The sequence below is a fragment of the Mycoplasma razini genome (assembly GCF_048076865.1).
GTDB lineage: Bacteria > Bacillota_I > Bacilli_A > Mycoplasmatales > Metamycoplasmataceae > Mycoplasmopsis.
Genome location: NZ_CP182212.1, coordinates 282,763 through 298,211, shown reverse-complemented (window position 1 = coordinate 298,211; position 15,449 = coordinate 282,763). Strand labels below are relative to the sequence as shown.

General features: G+C 30.7%; 13 protein-coding genes and 1 pseudogene. 4 read left to right on the top strand and 10 right to left on the bottom strand.

The genetic code is table 4. The features are described from left to right. Nucleotides 1–100: 100 nt before the first annotated feature. The 8 genes and pseudogenes from atpD to ACM0L0_RS01310 form a co-directional block, all read right to left on the bottom strand. Nucleotides 101–1,486 (bottom strand): annotated as a pseudogene (gene atpD, locus ACM0L0_RS01345) (F0F1 ATP synthase subunit beta); the annotation flags it as partial. A 17-nt stretch (nucleotides 1,487–1,503) separates the two neighbouring features. Further along, nucleotides 1,504–2,367, bottom strand: coding sequence for an ATP synthase F1 subunit gamma (gene atpG, locus ACM0L0_RS01340; RefSeq protein WP_416738769.1), 864 nt, complete (start codon nucleotides 2,365–2,367; stop codon nucleotides 1,504–1,506). Continuing rightward, nucleotides 2,367–3,959: a F0F1 ATP synthase subunit alpha gene (atpA, locus tag ACM0L0_RS01335; protein WP_416738768.1), complete on the bottom strand. Its 1,593-nt coding sequence runs from the start codon at nucleotides 3,957–3,959 to the stop codon at nucleotides 2,367–2,369. Before atpA ends, atpG begins: the two co-directional genes overlap by 1 nt. Nucleotides 3,960–3,962: 3 nt before the next feature. Continuing rightward, nucleotides 3,963–4,517 carry an ATP synthase F1 subunit delta gene (gene atpH / locus ACM0L0_RS01330; protein ID WP_416738767.1) on the bottom strand — a complete coding sequence of 185 codons (555 nt, stop codon included), beginning with the start codon at nucleotides 4,515–4,517 and terminating at the stop codon, nucleotides 3,963–3,965. A gap of 4 nt (nucleotides 4,518–4,521) precedes the next feature. Further along, nucleotides 4,522–5,118, bottom strand: a complete 597-nt coding sequence (atpF, locus tag ACM0L0_RS01325; RefSeq protein ID WP_416738766.1) for a F0F1 ATP synthase subunit B — start codon at nucleotides 5,116–5,118, stop codon at nucleotides 4,522–4,524. Between the two features lie 16 nt (nucleotides 5,119–5,134). Next, the gene (gene atpE, locus ACM0L0_RS01320) at nucleotides 5,135–5,449 is read right to left on the bottom strand and encodes an ATP synthase F0 subunit C (protein ID WP_416738765.1); all 315 of its coding nucleotides are present in this window, start codon (nucleotides 5,447–5,449) and stop codon (nucleotides 5,135–5,137) included. A 17-nt stretch (nucleotides 5,450–5,466) separates the two neighbouring features. Next, complete coding sequence (locus ACM0L0_RS01315; RefSeq protein WP_416738764.1) at nucleotides 5,467–6,237, bottom strand: F0F1 ATP synthase subunit A; 771 nt, start codon at nucleotides 6,235–6,237, stop codon at nucleotides 5,467–5,469. Nucleotides 6,238–6,254: 17 nt separating this feature from the next. Beyond that, nucleotides 6,255–6,428 (bottom strand): hypothetical protein, encoded by a 174-nt coding sequence (locus ACM0L0_RS01310; RefSeq protein ID WP_416738763.1) that lies wholly within the window; start codon nucleotides 6,426–6,428, stop codon nucleotides 6,255–6,257. 828 nt (nucleotides 6,429–7,256) lie between these two features. On the opposite strand from ACM0L0_RS01310, the gene ACM0L0_RS01305 reads away from it, so the two are divergent. Further along, nucleotides 7,257–7,640 (top strand): hypothetical protein, encoded by a 384-nt coding sequence (locus tag ACM0L0_RS01305; protein WP_416738762.1) that lies wholly within the window; start codon nucleotides 7,257–7,259, stop codon nucleotides 7,638–7,640. Nucleotides 7,641–7,710: 70 nt separating this feature from the next. After that, the gene (locus tag ACM0L0_RS01300) at nucleotides 7,711–10,191 is read left to right on the top strand and encodes a UU173 family protein (RefSeq protein ID WP_416738761.1); all 2,481 of its coding nucleotides are present in this window, start codon (nucleotides 7,711–7,713) and stop codon (nucleotides 10,189–10,191) included. A gap of 92 nt (nucleotides 10,192–10,283) precedes the next feature. On the opposite strand, the gene gap is transcribed toward ACM0L0_RS01300, so the two are convergent. After that, nucleotides 10,284–11,285 (bottom strand): type I glyceraldehyde-3-phosphate dehydrogenase, encoded by a 1,002-nt coding sequence (gene gap / locus ACM0L0_RS01295; RefSeq protein ID WP_416738846.1) that lies wholly within the window; start codon nucleotides 11,283–11,285, stop codon nucleotides 10,284–10,286. A gap of 319 nt (nucleotides 11,286–11,604) precedes the next feature. Here gap and mnmG point away from each other — a divergent pair, with 319 nt between their 5' ends. Further along, the gene (gene mnmG, locus ACM0L0_RS01290) at nucleotides 11,605–13,440 is read left to right on the top strand and encodes a tRNA uridine-5-carboxymethylaminomethyl(34) synthesis enzyme MnmG (protein ID WP_416738760.1); all 1,836 of its coding nucleotides are present in this window, start codon (nucleotides 11,605–11,607) and stop codon (nucleotides 13,438–13,440) included. Nucleotides 13,441–13,488: 48 nt separating this feature from the next. After that, a complete protein-coding gene (locus ACM0L0_RS01285) occupies nucleotides 13,489–13,923 on the top strand; it encodes a 23S rRNA (pseudouridine(1915)-N(3))-methyltransferase RlmH (protein WP_416738759.1) in 435 nt (144 codons plus the stop codon). A gap of 47 nt (nucleotides 13,924–13,970) precedes the next feature. Here the strand turns inward: ACM0L0_RS01285 and ACM0L0_RS01280 are convergent, their stop codons facing one another. Further along, on the bottom strand, nucleotides 13,971–15,422 hold the full coding sequence (locus ACM0L0_RS01280; protein WP_416738758.1) for a hypothetical protein: 1,452 nt from the start codon (nucleotides 15,420–15,422) through the stop codon (nucleotides 13,971–13,973). Nucleotides 15,423–15,449 lie beyond the last annotated feature (27 nt).

Sequence of the window (15,449 nt, the reverse complement as noted above, 5' to 3'; positions counted from 1 at the left end):
ATTCTTGTCCAGCAGTTTCGCTATCTAAGGCATCAGCTTGGATTTTTTGATCTTCTTCGCTATTTGCTTCTGCTTGTTCAAGCTTAGTTTCTTTGTGAAGCTTGTTGTAACGTTCAACGACATCATTAATGCTTCCTGCATATCTAAAGATATCTTCTGGGTATTCGTCTAATTCACCTGAAAGAATTACTTTGAAACTTCTTATTGTTTCAGTTAAAGGAACGTATTGTCCTTTAATACCTGAGAATTTTTCAGCAACTGTAAATGGTTGTGATAAGAAGTTTCTGATTCTTCTGGCTCTAGCAACAATTTTCTTATCTTCTTCAGATAATTCACCCATACCAAGGATAGCAATAATATCTTGTAATTCCTTGAATCTTTGTAAGATAGCAACAACTTCTTGAGCAACATTGTAGTGTTCTTGACCAACAATTAATGGATCAAGTAATCTTGATGATGAGTTAAGTGGGTCAATGGCTGGGTAAATACCAAGCGCTGCAATACTACGATCAAGAACTGTTTTAGCATCCAAGTGAGTGAATGTTGTAGCAGGAGCTGGGTCAGTTAAGTCGTCAGCTGGCACGTAAACAGCTTGCACAGATGTAATTGAACCTCTACGTGTAGAAGTAATTCTTTCTTGAAGTGCACCCATTTCAGTTGCAAGTGTTGGTTGGTAACCAACAGCTGAAGGCATACGTCCAAGTAAGGCAGAAACTTCTGAACCAGCTTGAGTAAATCTAAAGATGTTATCAATGAATAAAAGCACATCTTGGTTTTGCTTATCTCTGAAATATTCAGCCATAGTTAAACCAGTAAGAGCAACACGCATACGTGCCCCTGGTGGTTCGTTCATTTGTCCAAAGACTAGCGCTGTTTTGTCTAGAACTCCGGCTGCTTTCATTTCGTGGTAAAGGTCATTTCCTTCACGGGTTCTTTCTCCAACCCCAGCAAAAACAGAAAGACCATTGTGTTCTGTTGCAATGTTATTAATTAATTCTTGAACAAGAACTGTTTTACCAACTCCGGCTCCACCAAAAAGACCAATCTTTCCTCCCTTAGCATATGGGATTAAAAGGTCAATAACTTTAATCCCTGTTTCTAAGATTTCAGAAGATGTTTTTTGTTCTTCATATGATGGAGAAGGAGCATGTATTGGAGCTTTTTCAACGTTTTCAGGGAAAGCCATATTATCAATTGGATCTCCAAGCACGTCAAACATTCTTCCAAGTACTTCATTTCCAACTGGTACTTCGATTGGAGCACCTGTGTCAACTACTTTCATTCCTCTTTGAAGTCCATTAGTTGATACCATAGAAATTGTTCTGGCCGTATCATCACCAATGTGTTGAGCAACTTCGAATGTGAATTTTTGTCCTTCATATTCTAATGTTAAAGCATTAAGTAAGTGAGGTAATTTACCTTCATCGAATCTAACATCGACAACAGGTCCTAGAATTTGTACTATTGTACCTTCGTTTTTAACCATAATTATCCTCCTTTTTATTATGTAGCATCTGCACCAGCTACGATCTCATTAATTTCTTGAGTAATATTGCTTTGACGCTTACGGTTGTATTGTAATCTTAGGTCTTTGATTAAATCGTCAGCGTTCTTTGTAGCATTTTCCATAGCATTTCTACGTGAAGCCATTTCGGAAATTTTTGAACTTGTTCCAAGTCCAAATACCATACTTGCTAAGTATAGTGGAATTGAATTTTTAAGCACAACTTCAGAGTTTGGTTCAAATTCAATTGTAGCATTAGCTTGAGCTGATTTAACTTCCTTCTTTTCAGGGATGTCAAATGGGAAAAGCTTTAATACCACAGCTTCTTGTAGAATGTTGTTAATAAATTCAGTGTAGTAGAAGAAAACATTTGCGATTTTTTTATTACGATATAAATCTAATGCTTTCTTAGCTATCAATGTCCCAATTTCATAAGACACTGATTCACCAATTTCGGTGTATTTTAATACAATTTGTTCACTTGCACCCATTGATTGAATCATTGAGTAACCTTTTAAACCAATAACAATAATTTTGTCTTCTGGTTTTAATTTAGTTTTTAGTAACTTAATAATGTTGTGGTTGTAAGAACCACAAAGACCTAGGTCAGAAGTCATAACAATATGTAAGTCACCTTTTACTTCTTTATTTTCAGGGAAAATATTAAAGAAGTCTCTTGGTTCAACATGTGAGATTAATTCATCAAAAGTGTCTTTTAATGAATTTAAGTAAGCATCAACACTAGCAAATTCATTTCTAATTCTTCTTAATTTAGCAGTAGAAACAAGTTGCATAGCATTGGTTATTTTACGTGTATTTGTAACAACTGAAATTCTATTTTTTAAACTATTTAAGTTAGCCATTATTTAGCTTCTTGAGTTTCTTCAACTAGATATTTGCTTGGAAATGCTTTGTACATTTTTGGATCGTAGTTAGGGATACCTACAATAATATCTTTAACTATCTTAATTAATGCTTGTTCAATAAGTTTGTAGTTTTCTTCACTAATTTTTCCTGTATTAACAATGTCAGCATATAGTTTGATTCCTTCTGAATCATTTCTTAAGTAAGCAAGTACATTGTCACGGTAATCGTGAATGTATTCAGCAGGAAGTGGGTTGATAATTCTTTCTTTAACCCCAACTAAAATGATGGCTTGTGCAGGTTGTGAAATAGCGAAGTATTGTTCTTGTTTTAGTAATTCGTAAACTTTTGCTCCGTGTTCTAGAATTGTCTTAGTAGAATCATCTAGATCTGATCCGAATTGAGCAAAAGCTTGCATTTCATTATATTGAGCAAGTTCAAGTTTTAATGAACCAACAACTTGCTTCATAGCTTTAATTTGAACAGCTGATCCAACACGAGAAACTGAGAAACCAATGTCAACAGCAGGTCTTTGACCAGAGTTGAATAATGCTTCCTTAGTAAAGATTTGACCATCTGTAATAGAAATAACATTTGTAGGGATATAAGCAGAAATATCACCTTGTTGTGTTTCGATGATTGGAAGAGCAGTAATTGAACCACCTCCATTAGCTTTGTTTAATCTAGCTGCACGTTCAAGTAATTGAGAGTGTAGGTAGAAAACGTCTCCAGGATAAGCTTCACGTCCAGGTGGACGACGAAGAAGTAGTGAAAGTGTTCTATATGCAATAGCATGTTTTGATAGGTCATCATACACTATTAAAACGTCTTCTCCACGAGACATTCAATATTCAGCAATAGTTACCCCTGTATATGGAGCAATGTATTGTTGAGGTGCAAGCTCGCTAGCTCCGGCTACAACAATTGTAGTATAGTCTAAAGCACCGAACTCATTTAATTTGTTTACAATTTGCGCAACTGTTGAATTCTTTTGTCCAACAGCAACATAAACACATTTAACATTTTTATCTTTTTGGTTAATAATTGTGTCAATTGCAATCGCTGTTTTACCAGTTTGTCTATCACCGATGATTAATTCACGTTGACCTTTTCCAATTGGAATCATAGTGTCAATTGCTATAATTCCTGTTTCAAGAGGTTGGTTAACTTCTTCACGTGTCATAACCCCAGGTGCAACTTTAAAGATTTCACTAGTTACTGTATTAGCAATTGGTCCTTTACCATCAATTGGTTGTCCTAGTGCGTTAACAACACGTCCAAGTAAAGCATCACCAACATTAACAGAAATAACTTTTCCAGTTCTTTTTACTGTATAACCTTCAGATACTGAGTTAGCGTTACCAAATAAAGCAACCCCAACTGTTTCTTCTTCAAGGTTAAGAGCTAAACCATAAACTCCATTTTGGAATTCAACGATTTCACTATTACGAACCTTGTTAAGTCCTGAAACAACAGCGATACCATCACCAATTGAGATAACTTGACCAATTTCTGATCTATCTGCTGTTTTACCCATGTTTTCGATACGATCTTTGATAATTGCAGATATGTCATCTAATCTAATAGCCATCTATTACACCTCCTTTTCATTTTCTTTTTTGATAATTTCATTTTTGATTTTTGTTAAATCATGTAATAAGTTCATTTCTAAAACTTCTGTTTTTGAAACGATTTGGATTCCACTAATTAAATTAGGATCAACTTCATTTTTTAGCACAACAGTTCTACGTGTAACACTTTGAACTTTTTGTCTAATAGCATCAAGTTGTTCTTCTGATAGTGGAAAAGCAGAGCGGACGATAGCGAACCGAATTTTTAATTCGTTGTTTGATAACTTTAAATATTCAACAATAATTTTAACAATATAAGAAGTCATTCTTCTTTGTACAATAACTTTTAAAGTATTGCGAATGATAATGTCGAAGTTTGCAAAAGCTAAATCAATTGTTTTAAATCTTTCATCTTCTGAAATTAAGTCATTACCTAGATATGCAGCAAATTTAGGATTTGTTACAAAAACTTCTTTAACTGCTTCAAATTCAGGTTGAATTGCTTTAAATTTATCTTGTTCTTTAACTAAATCGTATATTGCCACAGCATAGGCTGAGACATTTCTTTTTACATACATTTAATTAAAGTTCCTCTGGGGATTTATTTGAATTTAAAAACTTATCAATAATTTCGGTTTGCGTTTCTGGAGTAATTTCTCTCTTTAGAATCTTTTCTGCTAAGTCTGTGGCAACTGTCACAATATATTTTTTGGCATTTGAATCAAATTCACGTTTTTGTGAAGCGATATCTTGAGATGTTTCTTCAAGTAAGCGTTTTGATTCTGCCTTAGCTTTTTCAGTATATGAATGTGATACTTCGCTAGCTTTTATTTTTGCTTTAGTTATTATAATATCAGCTTGCTTGTGCGCTTCTTGAAGTTTGTTGTTAGCTTCAAGTTTAGCTTTTTGACTTAATTCTTTTTCTTTGATTGAATCATCAATGTTTCCTTGAATAAAGTCAGCTCTTCTTTTCATCATTTTCTTAACTGGTTTATATAATAATCAAGTTAAAATAGCGAAAACAATAGCAAAGGCAAGTATTGTTGCAATCATCATTGGGACACTTGGAACTAAATTTGCGAATTTTTCAGTAATCCCTTCTTTTGCTGCTCTTGGTGTATCAATATTTTGATAATTTCTAGCAGCGAATGTTACAACGTTTGAAATAGTATTAATCATTGTGATCTACTTATTATTATTTTAAGAATAGTAATAATAAAGCAACGATGAAAGCATAAATAGCAGCAGTTTCAGCAATCCCAGCACCGATAATTAACATAAGACGAATTTTAGATTCAGCTTCTGGATTTCTTCCAACAGCTTCAGCAGCTTTACCAGCAGCATATCCTTGTCCAATTCCTGTTCCAAGAACACCAATTGCAGCAAGTCCAGCTCCAAGTGCAGCTAGTCCAGTTGTTAATGAACTACCTGAAGCAGCAGCTTCTTTAACTGGTTCAGTTTGAGTGCTGTTTGCAGCTGTTTCTAATAATTTTGTAACTGTTTCAATCATGTTATTCTCCTTTTATTTTAGTATATAGCTTGTAGAGAAGTTCATTCCTCAGCTTTGTCACTTAAAGTTTCTTTAGCTTTTTTATCCTTTTTGCTTCCTTCTTCTCCAGAAGCTTCTACAACTCAGTAAACTGTAGTTAGTAATGTAAAGATATAAGCTTGTAAGGTTGACCCAAATAAGTCGAAATAGAAGTGTAATGCAGGTGATACTAATAAGGCTAAAAAGTATCATTCATGGTTACCAGCTCCTATTCCAGGAATTAAGGTTCAGAAGTATCCAAATAGTGAGTAAACTAAGAAAATAACTGTAGTTCCACCTATAACATTCCCATAAATACGGAAACTTAAGGAAATAAGAGGCGAAACTTTTCCTGGTAAATCTAATGGATTTATAAAACTCTTTAAGTATCTTACTTTTTGATATATAGCACCAACAATGAAAATTCCAAGTCAGCTCATTAAAGCTAAAGTAAATGGAATTGAGTATGATGTCACTATCGGTTCGAGACCAATCATGGCTGTTAAGTTACCTACAAGAATAAAAGTTGCCAATGTAAAGATATAAAGTCTAGATTTTTGAATCTTATCTCCACCTGTGGTATCGTCAAATGTGTTATCAATTAAACACACATATGCTTCAGCAATCTGAGCAATACCTTTAGGAGCTTGATCTTCTTTGACTCGACTTACTTTTACATAAACAATAATGCTTATGGTTAAGATAACAACAACAGTCACTACTAAAGAAAGTAGCTGTGGCTGATTTCAAGCCATAAAGTCCATTTTCATAACAAGCCTCCTTCCTTTTATTTTTTCAAGCTTAGTGTCACTTGTGTAAGCAAGATTGACACAAAACTAGTGAGCAGACCACCTAAGAAAGCAAATAAGTTAATTGGTCTATCAACCATTTGCAATAAGGTGTAAGGTTTGTTTACTTTTGGTTCTAGATGTTCTAAATGTGAACAGTTGATTTGAATCATTAAATAAATGATCAAGGCAACTATTGCAAAATACAATGTTGTTTTCAAAATAAAAAGTGCATACAATTTAAATTTCTTATTTCTAAGGAAAAAATAAGAAATTATTCAATTTAATTTAAAAAAGACATACATCAATAGAGCACCTAATGCATATCCGAAAAATAATCCATAATTAACGGGAATTAGACACAACATAACTAAAATATTTAATAAAAAAATTACCGTAAAGAAAATATCATAGAGTTGTGTAAAATTCCTATTTTTAAGTATTTTTCTTACGAATTGCATACTTGTATTTTAATACTTTTTTAAACTCGCAAACATATTTTTTTATTTTTTTATAAATATATTATTTATACCTGAGTTAGCAGCTAAAATTAGTTGCTACAGTATTTTCTTATCCAACAAAATAAAGCATTTTTTAGCATCTGTTCCACATTTTTCCACATTTTGTCTTTTACTTCTATAATTAGCAAGTAAATAATGAAAAAGGTTACATTTTAATACGAATGTAACCTTTATATAGGCTTACATTATTTTGTAAAATTTTTGCTAAATTTAAAAGTCTAAAAAATGCGATGATTTGTGCAAAAAAAATACCAGTTTTGATCTAGATTTAGATAGTAGAAGCATTAATTTTTACCTCCAGTTTAAATACTAACTTTTATAATTTAGGAGATGAAATATTTAAGTTTTCTTTATTAATAAAGCTACCTTAATAAATATTCTTAAAGAAAAAAATCTTTAAAATTCTTAAATAACAGATATTTAAATATTATCAAGTAGATTAAATTAGTACAATTATAAATATTAAAACAAAGGAGATTTATGGTAAAAATACCACGATGAGCAAAAATAATCCTAATTATTGATTCCCTTTTAATATTATTATCTTCATTATTATTTATTCCACTTAGTGTATTAGTTTTTAAATCAATACCAGCTATGATCGCATTTTCAATTATACTTGTCCTAGCTACTGCTGTAGGTTCTGGACTTGCAATTTATGGTGCATTCCAAGAAAGACACAGTATAGAAAGAACAAGACAAGCAACTTGAAATATAGAAAAAATGTTAAGAGAAAATACTATTAATAATCAAGCACAAAAAGAAAATACCGATTCAAGAATTCGAGAATTGGAAAAAGAGCTGCAATCTTTAAAAAATGAAAAACAAATTAATTCATACTTTGATTGAGAAAGTAAACGTTAATACATCTTTCATGGTGTATTTTTTATATAAAATATTATAATTCAATTAACTAAATGAAAGGTAATAACACATGCAAGAAAAAGAGCCAATTATAATTAAATGAAATACTTTTAAGAAAGTTTTTTACAATAATCCTGCAATGATTTATAACACATTTAATTTGCAAGATCGCATAATTGAAAGTGAGTATAAAAAGAAATGAGGTTATTCTCCCGAAGACCATCGTGCCTTGCTAGAAGAAATCGAAAGTGATGAATCAGGGTTCGTGGAACAAGATGAAGATGAAATGCTTGCTCTTAATGAAGCTGACGTTTTTTTTCAAATTCAAGATGACCATTTTGAAGCAAACATTACTCAAGAAATTGACTTTGACAATATTTCAGATTCATATATTAACATCCGACTGGATTCATATATTAAATATAAAAGGGATGCAATTAATTGATATATCAAACAATATCAAATTGATTTAAAAAGAGTTGCTTTTATTCGTGGGACAGATAGTTTAGATAATAAAATTCTTACTACTAAACAATTCCTTTTAGATTCTAATATAGATTTAATTATTGATCCAGTTTGAGATTATCAAGTAACAGATTACAATGGAGACTTATTTAGATTTGTATCTGATGGATTATTATATGATAAACGCATAAAAAAACTTAGCACTCTTTCTTATGTTTCACGTGCTAAAAATACCCAATTTTATCAATTCTGATATCTTCAAAAAATCCTTAAGCGAAATGACGTAGAGCTTAAAGAATGTTCAACAATCATTATTGACCCAGTTTCTGCTGTTAAAAAAACAGTAAAACAAAACCAAGTTTGATTTTATGAATCTTATTCAGCTTATCCACTAAAAAGTATAGCTAAATCAAGCAGTAGCAAACTAACACATGAGTTAATTGATTTAGACTTTATTTTGAAAAAAAGTGGAGATGCAACATTATTAGGACACAGTGGTTTTTATGAACGAGACAGTATGTTTTCTTTTGTAAAAAGTGCTAAAAGTGGGCTTATTATTAAAACAGGTGTTGAAGTTGATAAAAGTGTAATTCAAGCTAAAGAAGAAGATGAAGATAATATTGAACTAGAGACAATCACACTTGATCAAAAAGCCTATCAAGAAGAGCTAGAAAAATATTTACCTTTTAAATTTAAAGGTAAAGGTGATTTATTAATTCGTCAATTAGAAGAATTTGATTTTTATGTCCAAGTAATGATTAAAAGTTACCAAGAGTTTAACAATGAGAGTGCATTTAATTATGATGCAATCAAATATTTCTATGCTGTAAGTTCTAATGAAGATGAAACCAAAGTCAAAAGTTGACTTCAAACAGGAATAATTCCTAAAAGTGATGATCAAAACTTTACATTCCCTGAGTATTTTACTGCTCTTGAACGTGCAGCAATGTTAAATTACATTTTAGGTAATAAATATGATTATTATTCAGGGAATGCTTTTAAACCAGCTGAAAAGAAATCTTATGAAACTATTGCAAATAAGATTGCCAAAATTAAAAATAATATTAACTTCTTTAACATCCAAGCCTTAAATGTAGTTAAAAAAATTCATAGAAAAGATGCTAAAATTTGCTGATACGACTATGAAGGATTTATGAATTTATACCCAATTATTGATAATGTCCCTTCTTACAATCAAGTAATTAATCAAGTATCAATTATTTTGACCCAAAATGGCAATGAAATTCATAAAGAAAATATTGTAATTGATACCTTAGGGCTTAAGTTAATTGAAATAGTTAAAATGATTAAAGCAATTTATTGTGATGGTGCAGATGCTTATGTTGTGTATAATAAAAGTTATGAAAATACTCGTAATAAGGAAGTTTTAGCCCTTGTACGTAAGCAAATACTACATGGAGATGGTTCAGAAACTAATTTAAGTTTTGTGACAGAATTTAATCAAATATTTCCAAATGGATTAAAGGATTTTGAACATATTGTTTTCCATATTAACACTAATACAATTGACTTGGCTGATTGCTTTAATCGCTATGCTTCTGAAAAGTTACCAGTAAATAACATGGATCCTGAATTAAATGAATATGTCTTTTTCCAAGATGATGAACAAAATCATACAATTAAACTTTTAAATGATATCGATTTTGCTCGTTTCCAAGAGATAACTTCTTGAAATAGTCACATTATTTCAATTAATTATTTAATGTATTATTACTCAATTAAAAAGATCGAAAAATACATTACGCATCTTGGACTAAGACTTAAAACATTAATTACTCCTTATAAAGATCTTGAAATTCAAAAAGGAACAATGGCCATGGAAAAAGCTATGCAAAGAAATGCTGGTGCAATCGGTGATAGTTTATGAAATCAGCTTACTGTCCCTGCATTAAAGCTTTATTGTGAAAATGATGTTAAAGCGATGATTATGGTTTATGAACTAATTATGTATTTAGGAAGACTAAAGTTTAAAACAGAACTAGATCATTTTGAATATAATATTGAACTAGATCATTTTGAATACTATATTAATGATGATAAAAAGTTAGATATTAGAGAAAAATAGTTTTATTAATAGATTAAAAAATTCCTCCTTTTTGGGTGGAATTTTTTTAATAAAAACAAGCTAGCTAGGCTAACTTGTTTTTATATTTAAAATTATAATTTTACAAAGTATTCTACAGTTCTAACAAGTTGTGAAACATAAGACATTTCATTGTCATATCATGAGTATAATTTGTACATTTTTCCATCAACTGTATCTTTAGCTGAAGTCATTAATGAGTCGAAAATTGAACCGTGGTGTTGTCCAATAACGTCTGAAGAAACAAGTGGTAATGTTGAGAATTCAAGTGTTTCACTTGCTGCTTTTTTCATAGCTTCGTTAATTTCTTCAACTGTTGGTTGTTTTTCTAACATAACTGTTAAGTCAACTAATGATCCTGTAATTGTAGGAACTCTAACTGCAACACCATCAAGTTTTCCTGCTGCTTCTGGAACTACAAGTCCAATAGCTTTAGCTGCACCTGTTGATGTAGGTACCATGTTTTGAGCTGCTGCTCTTGCTCTTCTTAAGTCTCTGTGAGGAGCATCTTGTAATCTTTGGTCAGCTGTGTATGAGTGGATTGTTGTCATGTATCCTGATTTTAATCCAAAGTTGTCAACAAGAACTTTAACAACTGGTGCTAAACAGTTTGTTGTACATGAAGCTGCTGAGATTAATTTATCTTCTGAGTTTAATTCTTTGTGGTTTACATTGTAAACGATTGTTTTAACATCTTTGTCAGATGGTGCTGAAACAACAACTTTTTTAGCTCCAGCTTTTAAGTGTTTTTCTGCACCTTCACGTTTTGTGAAGAATCCTGTTGATTCAACAACTACGTCAATTCCTAATTCACCTCATGGAAGGTTTTCTGGATCTCTTTCTGATAAAACTTTAATTTCTTTACCATTTACAACAATTGCACCTTCTTTAACTAATACTTCTACTGGTAATTCATGGTATGCTGTATCGTATTTTAATAAGTGTGCTAATGTAGCTGGGTCTGTTAAGTCGTTAACAGCCACAACTTCCATATCTGTTGATTTAGTTTCTAGTAATCTACGTAAGAATAATCTTCCGATTCTTCCAAATCCGTTAATTGCTACTTTTTTCATAATCTTCCTTTCAAATAGTTTAATTATTAATAAAAAGTATCCTTTTTATGTTCGGTTATATTATATTAGTTTTTTTGTAACAAGTTACAGTTTTTTTATTTCTTTTCATTTTAATTTTAAATTTCAATAAAAGCAAAAAGTTAAAAAACCATATAAATTATATAAGAAATTTAATCTTTTATATTTTAAATAGTATTTTTTTAAAAATTTTGCTTGAAAAGCGCAAAAAGTTATTGAATACAAAAAAATATTATTTAATTGCTTTAAAAATGAGTAATTTTTTTATGTGGTTTTAAATTCAAAATAGTAAAATATAAAAACTATGAATAATACAGTTTCAAATAAAAAATATGATGCAATAGTGATCGGTGGAGGTCATGCTGGGGTTGAAGCAACTTTTGCTTTAGCAAACATGGGACATAAAGTTGCTTTAATCAGCTTTGATCTTTCTCGTATTGCTATGATGCCATGTAATCCATCAATCGGTGGTCCAGCAAAAGGAATCATTACTCGGGAAATAGACGCTTTAGGAGGTGTTCAAGGATATTTTTCTGACTTAGCAATGATTCAAATTAAAATGTTAAATGAATCTAAAGGGCCTGCTGTTAGAGCAATGAGAGCCCAAATTGATAAAGAAAAATATTCAAAAATTATTCTTGAAGCTTTAGAAAAACATCCAAATGTAACTTTAATTGAAGGAGTTGCAGAAGAAATTTTAGTCGAAAACAACTCATTTAAAGCTGTTAAATTAGAAGGTGGAGAAGTCTTAGAAGCTAAAGAATTGGTTATTACAACAGGTACTTATATGAATTCCCGTATTTTAAGAGGTGATCAAATTACAATTTCAGGGCCTGATAATCAAAAAACTACTCCAAAGCTTTCTCAATCATTAGCTAAACTTGGTTTTGAATTGCAAAGACTTAAAACTGGTACTCCTGCTAGAGTTTTTGCTGATTCAATTGATTTTTCTAAGGTTGAAAAAGAAAACCTAGAAGATACTTATTTAGCTTTCTCAAGTAGATCAAATGTTAAACTTGATAAACAAATTTCATGCTACTTAACTTATACTAATGAAAAAACACATGAAATTATTCGCGAAAATATAGGGCGTTCTGCTATGTATTCAGGGCTTATTGAAGGTATTGGCCCAAGATACTGTCCAAGTATTGAGGATAAAGTAATGCGTTTTTCAGATAAACCACGTCACCAAGTTTTCTTTGAACCCGAAACTGCAGATGGATCAATTATTTATGTTAATGGTATGTCAACTTCAATGCCAGTTGAAGTTCAAGACTTAATGATCCGTACAATTCCAGGATTAGAAAATTGTAAGGTACAAAAATGAGGATATGCAATTGAATATGATGCATTAAACCCATTACAAATTTCTCCTTCTCTTGAATCTAAGGTAATTGCCAACATTTTTACAGCTGGTCAAATTAATGGGACTAGTGGATACGAAGAAGCTGCTGCTCAAGGTTTAATAGCTGGTATTAACGCTGGTAGAAAGCTTGAAAATAAAGAACCTTTAATTCTCAAAAGAGATGATGCCTACATTGGTGTTTTAATCGATGACTTAGTAACAAAAGGTACTAAAGAACCTTATCGTATGTTAACAAGTAGAGCTGAATATCGTTTATTATTAAGAAATGATAACCCTGATTTGAGACTTGCTAAATATGGTAACCAAGTCGGATTAGTATCTGATGATCAATATCAAAAAGTAGTTGATAAATATGCAAGTATACAAGCTAAAATGGATGAATTAGCTAATTCATATTTATCTTCAAAAAGTCCATTAGCTCAACGTCTAGGCATCGAAAATGGTGTTTCTTTACTAAGAGTTTTAGCTAGACCAGATGTTGAAGCAAGTGAAGTTGTTGGTGATTATGAATTCAAAAATGAATTAACTATTATGGTTAGACTTGATGGTTATATTAAGAAACAACAAGCTGAAGCAAACAAAATGAATAAACTTGAAAATTTCAAAATACCACAAGATATTGACTACGACAAAGTGCCAAATGTTGCTACTGAAGCAAAACAAAAACTTGCTAAAATTAGACCTTTAACAATTGGACAAGCCTCAAGAATCAGTGGTATTAATCCAGCTGATATTCAAATGTTAATGTTTTATATTGAAACTAGAAATAAATAAAACAATTCAAATAATACTTGTCATAGTCCAATCTTATAAGGAGGAAGTATGAAATTAAATATTATTTGTGTTGGCTCACTTAGCAAAGAATTTAAAGTTTTATATGATGATTATGCAAAAAAAATAAATTATTTTTGCAAGCTAAATGTTATTGAAATTAAAGAGCAAAAAATTGAAAACATTGAGCTCAAAAAACAAAAAGAAACTGAATTAATTTTGGAAAAAGTTCCAAAGAATTCTAAAGTTTTTTATCTATCTCTTAGAGGCAAACAATATTCTAGCGAAGAATTTGGTGACCTTTTTCTAGATGTAGATAATGTGACTTTTGTTATTGGGGGATCAAATGGTGTTATTGAATCATATTTCCCTAACCAAATTAATTTTTCCAAAATGACATTCCCACATCAATTATTTAGAGTAATGTTAGTTGAACAAATCTATCGTGCTTTCACAATTCGCAATAACATTACATACCACAAATAAAGAGGTCTTGGCCTCTTTTTTTTAATGAAAAAAGCCACAAATGTGGCTTAATATGTTGTTTTGCTCTTTTGTTTTAAAATTCTTTCTTTGAAGAAATCCAATGGTGAGTATATCATAATTAATAAGGCTATATAAATAGGGATTGAGATAAATGAACGTAACACGATTGGTATCATGAAGTATATGTATTTATCTTGTAATAAATAATTTTTACCTAATAAATAGTTAGCATAATTAATATATACATATGGACCATATATTCATCTTGCTATTACAATTACTGAAACTACTAATGCAAAAGAGATCAATAGTTTCTTAATGAAAACTAAATCTTTCATTTGATTAAATTCTGCTTGAGTTTTGCCACGCATTTTGATTCAAATGTAAATTGTTAATCCAACTACGCCCAATAAAAAGGCACCACTAATTGCAACCATTGATCAAATTACTGCATCAGATAGTGTTGAAACCCCAAATGTACGTGTAATTCTTCATCCAGCTGCATTGCCATTTTTCTTATCAACACCAAAGAAGTTCTTTGCGAAATCTGAACTTGGATCAGTATTGTGTAAGTAGGCTGCATAAGTTGTTGAGGCTAATAATCCAATAAAAATAATAGCTAACATAACAGTTGTTAGAAGTGAAGCAACTTTAATATTGGCTTTATACATTCATAAGAATGCTTTTGCAATTAAAACTACTGCTACAGGTACTAAAGCATACATTCAGAATCATGACCAAATTCCACCAGTAAATAATAGTGAAGCGAAATCAGCCATTAATCCTAATATAGCAGCTTTAAAAGTAGAAAAGAATAGCGCAAATATAATATAGAAAACATATTCAAAGCTAAGACCCACTTTTGAAAGTCCTGTATATTTAGTTAAGGTTGTAATAATTAAGAACAATCCTAATAAAACACTTGAAAGTGTTAGATCTTGAATTGTAAATGTGAATGAATCCTTAATTACTTTTGAGAATTTACTATCACTGGTTAAATTAATTAAATAGCGAATATCTGCTAAGTCTTGAATTGAATCTTTATTCTTATCCTGTGGTTCTAGATGTCTTTCAATAACGAATCATTTATATAGAAAACTAGAAATTGGTAAAAAAGTAAAAACTCAATCTAATTTAATTAGCTTTTCATATTTCTTCTCGTTATATTTTGAAATTTCAAAGACTGCACGTAATCTGTAATGAAATTGATAAGTCTTGATAAAGATTCAGAAATTGTAATATAAGAAAATTAAAACTGCAACAATAATATAAGTGTATCAAGTTGCTTGAGAGCCTTCAGATTCTGGTTGTTGTGCATTTATTATTCCTAAAACTAAAAAGGTAATAAATAATGCTTGGTAAATAAAGTGAGCGATAAAAATTGCAATTCGTTGTTTGTATAATTCTTTTTTCATTAATTCTAAGTTAGGTTTTGGAAATCATACATCACTTTTTGCTTGGCTATCGCCTAAATTGTTTATCTTCTGTTCTGTAATCATGGTAATATTTTAATACAAAAACTTTTT